Raw genomic sequence first — 4,552 nt, 5'->3', positions numbered from 1 at the left:
ACCCTGCGCACCGCCGGCCGCGTCGCGCAGATCATCGGCAAGGACACCCCGAAGAGCTGGGACACCGTCGCCGACAAGCTGCGCATCCCCTACGACAAGAAGAAGCAGGTCTTCCAGCAGTACGACGGCTACAAGGGCTCGGTCATCAAGCAGGCGGACACCGTGCTGCTCATGTACCCGCTGGAGTGGCCGATGTCCAAGCAGGCCGCCACCAACACCCTTGACTACTACGCGGCCCGCACCGACCCCGACGGCCCCGCCATGACCGACTCGGTGCACGCCGTCGACGCCGCGTCCATCGGCGAGCCCGGCTGCTCCGCGTACACCTACCTGGAGCGTTCCATCCGGCCCTTCGTGCGCGGTCCCTTCAACCTCTTCTCCGAGGCCCGCGGCGACAAGGCGGGCGCCACCGACCCCCTGTCGGGCTCCCCGGCGCAGAACTTCACCACCGGCCAGGGCGGTTTCCTCCAGGTCTTCACCCACGGCCTGACCGGGCAGCGGCTGCGCGAGAACAGCGTGCACCTCGACCCCATGCTGCCGCCGCAGCTCTCCGAGGGCGTCAAGCTCGACGGACAGCACTGGCAGGGCCGTACGTACGACATCGCCGTCGGCGCGCACGAGACCACCGTGCGCCTGACCCACGGAGAGCCCTTCGAGATCGAGACGCCGCAGGGCAAGCAGGTCGTCAGCCAGGGTGCGCCCGCGCACCTCAAGACGCGCCGACCGGACCTGGAGCCGACCGACAACCTGGCCAGGTGCCGTACGGGCAAGGCGAGTTCGGAGCAGCCCGGCCAGTACGCGAAGGCCGCTCTCGACGGCAACAACGCCACCGCCTGGGTTCCTGACGCCGCCCGCGCCACCCTCACCGCGGATCTCGGCGAGGCCTCGGCGTTCTCGCGGATCACGCCGCGCTGGACGGACGTGCAGCCGGTGAAGAAGACGGTGCAGACCTCACTGGACGGCCAGCACTGGAAGACGGCGGAGCCCGACGGCGGCACGGCCCGCTACGTCCGGGTGACGTTCACCTCCAAGGACGCCAAGAAGCCCGCGGGCATCCAGGAGTTGACCGTCAAGCGGTAGCACGCAGTTCAAACGGCGGCAGCGGCGGTGGAGGCACGCAAAACCAGTGCCCCCACCGCCGCTCGCGTTGTTAACGTGCCGGGCATGGCGGACGAGGCGTACACGCATCCCCAACTGGCCGTGCTCTACGACCCGCTCGACCCGGATCGCAGCGATCTGGACGTATATGCCGACCTGGCCGGGGAACTCGCAGCGCGGCACGTGGTCGACGTGGGGTGCGGCACCGGCACGTTCGCGCTGCTGCTGGCCGGGCGCGGGCTGCGGGTGACCGGCGTGGACCCGGCCGCCGCCTCCCTGGACGTCGCGCGCTCCAAGCCCGGCAGCGAGCGCGTGCGGTGGATCCACGGCGACGCGACCACGCTCCCCGGGATGCAGGTCGACCTCGTCACCATGACGGCCAACGTGGCCCAGGCCATCGCCGGCCCGCAGGCGTGGCAGGACAGCCTGCGCGGCATCCACGCCGCCCTGCGGCCCGGCGGCCACCTCGTCTTCGAGACCCGCGACCCGGCCCGGCGGGCGTGGGAGGAATGGAACCGCGCCGCCAGCCACCGCACGGTCGCCGTCGAGGGCGTCGGTGACGTCGAGACCTGGGTGGACGTCACCGACGTCAGCCTGCCGCTGGTGTCTTTCCGCCACACCTACGTGCTCGCCGCGACCGGCGAGAGGCTCACTTCCGACTCGACCCTGCGCTTCCGCGAGCGCGACGAAGTGACCGCCTCGCTCGCGGCGCACGGCTTCGTCGTCGACGAGATCCGCGACGCCCCGGACCGCCCCGGCCGGGAGTTCGTCTTCCTCGCCCGCCGCCCGTAGTCCCCGCTGCCCCGTCAGCTCAGGGTCATCCGATACGTCAGCGGCGAGCGGCCGGTGATCAGCACCCGGATGCCGTCCGGGGTCAGGGAGCCGTTCATCCAGGTGTAGCGCTCCCCCGGCTCGACCACGGGAGGCTGCTTGCCGCCCTTGCCGTTGCCGGGTCCGAAGGTGATCCGGTCCTCGCCGACCGTGTAGCTCGCCTCGCCGCTGACCAGCTGATACGTGTCGTCTTCCCCGGCGACCGGCTCCAGGCCCTCCCCCGCCAGCTGCCCGCCCCGCCGGAAACACAGCTCCAGGGCGAGCGGCACCGCGGACTCCGATACGTCGAAGGACAGCTCCCAACCGCCGTGGTTCGTCTCGCGCACCAGGATCTCGGTACGCAGCGCCCGGTACTCCTTGGTCCGGTGCGGGAAGTCCATCGCCGACCAGAAGCGGCCGTCGTCCGTGAGCGGATAGAGGCCGTCCTTGCGCCGGTGGCGGCGCGGCAGCGGCTGGTGGAAGGCCGCACGGACCTCCGCGTGCAGCCGCCAGGCGTCACCGCGCCGCTCAAGGCCCTCGGAGCGGAAGGGCCCGAGCGAGAAGAACTGCGGGGCAAGCCGCAGCGAGTCCAGGATCGCGGCGCCCTTGCGCATCTTGAAGAAGGTGGGGTTGGTGGAGAGTCCCGACGAGATCGCGTGCAGCTGCGGCAGGTCCGTGCCGCCGAAGATGCTCGCCGTCCGCTCGCCGCGGCGCACCCGCACCAGGCGGCAGCTTTCGTCGTGGTGCGCGAAGTCGGTCGGCAGCTCCCTGAGCGCGGGCAGCTCACGGGCGAGGTCGGGGCGATCGAGGACCTCGGCGAGCCGGTCGCCCGGCGGGGTCTCGCCGAAGGTCTGCTGCGTGCCGCGCTCCTGGATCAGCGCGGCCATGGCCGCGAACGTGCCGTTCCCGTCGCGGATCGCCAGCTCCCGGTACTGGAGCCAGAACTCGGGCAGGTAGCGCAGCGCCGCCTGGTCCTGGCGCCGCGAATGGACGGACTCCACCTCGCCGTTGGGCTCGGTGACGTACAGCGAGGCCGTGAGGTTGTCGCGTACGTGGGCGTACAGGTCGCGCCGGTCGTGGAAGCGGGCGACGGTCAGCAGGGCCGGGTTGGTGACCACCGCCGAGTACGTGGGGCTGCGCTCGCTGTACTCGCCGCCCGCGAGCTGGTCGATGCCCTCCGCCAGCCAGGCGTCGATGCGCCGGGGGTAGGAGGGGTCGGGCCAGCGCCGGTGGATGCGGGAGAGCGCCGAGCACACCAGCCATCGGTGGTTGGCGGTGTGCACGCCGCCGCCTGCCAGGCCGGGACCCGCCTTGCGCAGGATCCGCTCGATCGTGGAGCGCAGCTCGGCGGTGGACCGCTCGTCGTCCTTGTCGAGCAGGGCGTAGGCGATGTTCAGGTCGACGATGGAGAAGGCGGTGTCGGGCGGCGAGTGGACGGCGCCCTGGTCCCACAGGCCGTCGTCGAACTGCTCCTCGGCGAGGGTGTCCGCGAGTTCTGTCAGCGGGCCCAGGAGTGCGCCGTCGTGGTGGTGTGCCGATGCGGTGTGTACGTGGACCGAGGCGAGGGTGCGCAGGCTGCGGGCGGCGGCGCGGGCCTTGCCCCGGTCGCGCAGCTCGGTGAGGTGGTCGTCGTATGCGTCGAGGACGGCGGCGGCGCGCGCGTCGGCAGCCTCGGTGAGGAAGGCGAGGAAGCCCTCGTCTCGCCGGGTCTTGTCGGACGCGGCGCCCTCCGCCGCTGCCGCCTGCTGGCCGGAGACGGCGCCGATGCCCGCGGCGGTGGCGGTGGCGGAGGTGGCCAGGAAGGTTCTGCGGGCTATCACGCTGTCTCCCCGTGGGGCACACGAACGCCCCGTACGTCGATGGCGGTGAGTGCCAGGGCCATCGGCCCGGGCACGAGGAACGCGAGCGGCAGCATCATCCAGGCGCACAGCGCCGCCGCTGCCAGGGCGGACAGGACCAGGGCGCTGCCGCCCACGTCCCGCGCCGCGTCACCGGCGGCGCCGCGCACCGCGGCCCGCCAGTCGGTGAGCGATTCGGGGCGGGCGCAGGCCCGCAGGCACACGACCACGGCGCACGTCCCGATCATCGCGGCCGTCACGGCGAAGACGCGGGCGCCGGGCAGCCCCGCTCCGGCCAGGGCCAGATCCGCGGCGACCAGGAGCACCCCGGCGAGTGCGACGGCGCCCGCGGCGAGGTCACCGGGACGGAGGCGTTCGCGCAGCAGCGCCAGGTACCGGCGTGCCGTGGCGGGTTGCTCGTCCCTGGTGCCGCGTACGACCGCGCAGGCCGTGGAGAGCGCCGCCGGAGCGGTGAGCAGCGGCAGACAGGCAAGGGCCGTGACCACCCCGAGGGCCAGGACGTCGGCGAACAGGGTCATGCGCGGCCCGAAGATCTCGCCTGTCTCGCGGGCCCGGGCGCTCATCCCTTGACCCCGGAGTTGGCCATGCCCTCGACCAGAAAGCGCTGGAAGGCGAGGAAGAACAGCACGATCGGCAGAAGTGCGATCACCGACATGGCGAACATCGGGCCGAACGCCGACTGGCTGGAGGCGTCCACGAACGACCGCAGGGCCAGGGTCAGCGTGAACTTCTCCGGCGAGAAGAGATAGATCAGCTGGGTGAAGAAGTCGTTCCAGGTCCAGATG

General features: G+C 72.0%; 4 protein-coding genes and 1 pseudogene. 2 read left to right on the top strand and 3 right to left on the bottom strand.

Translation table 11 applies throughout. The features are described from left to right. Both ACQKIP_RS22335 and ACQKIP_RS22330 read left to right on the top strand, forming a co-directional pair. Positions 1 to 1,080 (top strand): discoidin domain-containing protein (locus ACQKIP_RS22335; RefSeq protein ID WP_427743877.1); only part of this gene is annotated, 1,080 nt, incomplete at its 5' end. A gap of 84 nt (positions 1,081 to 1,164) precedes the next feature. After that, positions 1,165 to 1,890 (top strand): class I SAM-dependent methyltransferase, encoded by a 726-nt coding sequence (locus ACQKIP_RS22330; RefSeq protein WP_365854354.1) that lies wholly within the window; start codon positions 1,165 to 1,167, stop codon positions 1,888 to 1,890. Between the two features lie 14 nt (positions 1,891 to 1,904). Here ACQKIP_RS22330 and ACQKIP_RS22325 read toward each other — a convergent pair whose 3' ends face one another. The 3 genes and pseudogenes from ACQKIP_RS22325 to ACQKIP_RS22315 all read right to left on the bottom strand — a co-directional run. Beyond that, the gene (locus tag ACQKIP_RS22325; protein WP_365854356.1) at positions 1,905 to 3,728 is read right to left on the bottom strand and encodes a hypothetical protein; all 1,824 of its coding nucleotides are present in this window, start codon (positions 3,726 to 3,728) and stop codon (positions 1,905 to 1,907) included. Beyond that, the gene (locus ACQKIP_RS22320) at positions 3,725 to 4,330 is read right to left on the bottom strand and encodes a hypothetical protein (RefSeq protein ID WP_365854358.1); all 606 of its coding nucleotides are present in this window, start codon (positions 4,328 to 4,330) and stop codon (positions 3,725 to 3,727) included. Before ACQKIP_RS22320 ends, ACQKIP_RS22325 begins: the two co-directional genes overlap by 4 nt. Then, a pseudogene (locus ACQKIP_RS22315) lies at positions 4,327 to 4,552 on the bottom strand (carbohydrate ABC transporter permease); the annotation flags it as partial. The pseudogene ACQKIP_RS22315 and the gene ACQKIP_RS22320, both read right to left, overlap by 4 nt.

The sequence above is a fragment of the Streptomyces sp. NPDC059900 genome, assembly GCF_050270335.1.
In the GTDB taxonomy this organism is placed as follows: domain Bacteria; phylum Actinomycetota; class Actinomycetes; order Streptomycetales; family Streptomycetaceae; genus Streptomyces.
The sequence above is the reverse complement of the archived record's forward strand: the minus strand, read 5'-3'. Positions and strand labels throughout refer to the sequence as shown.

Bases quoted from the DNA above. Each gene is read 5' to 3' on its own strand.
- ACQKIP_RS22320 (WP_365854358.1), bottom strand. From the start codon at position 4,330: ATGAGCGCCCGGGCCCGCGAGACAGGCGAGATCTTCGGGCCGCGCATG.
- ACQKIP_RS22330 (WP_365854354.1), top strand. From the start codon at position 1,165: ATGGCGGACGAGGCGTACACGCATCCCCAACTGGCCGTGCTCTACGAC.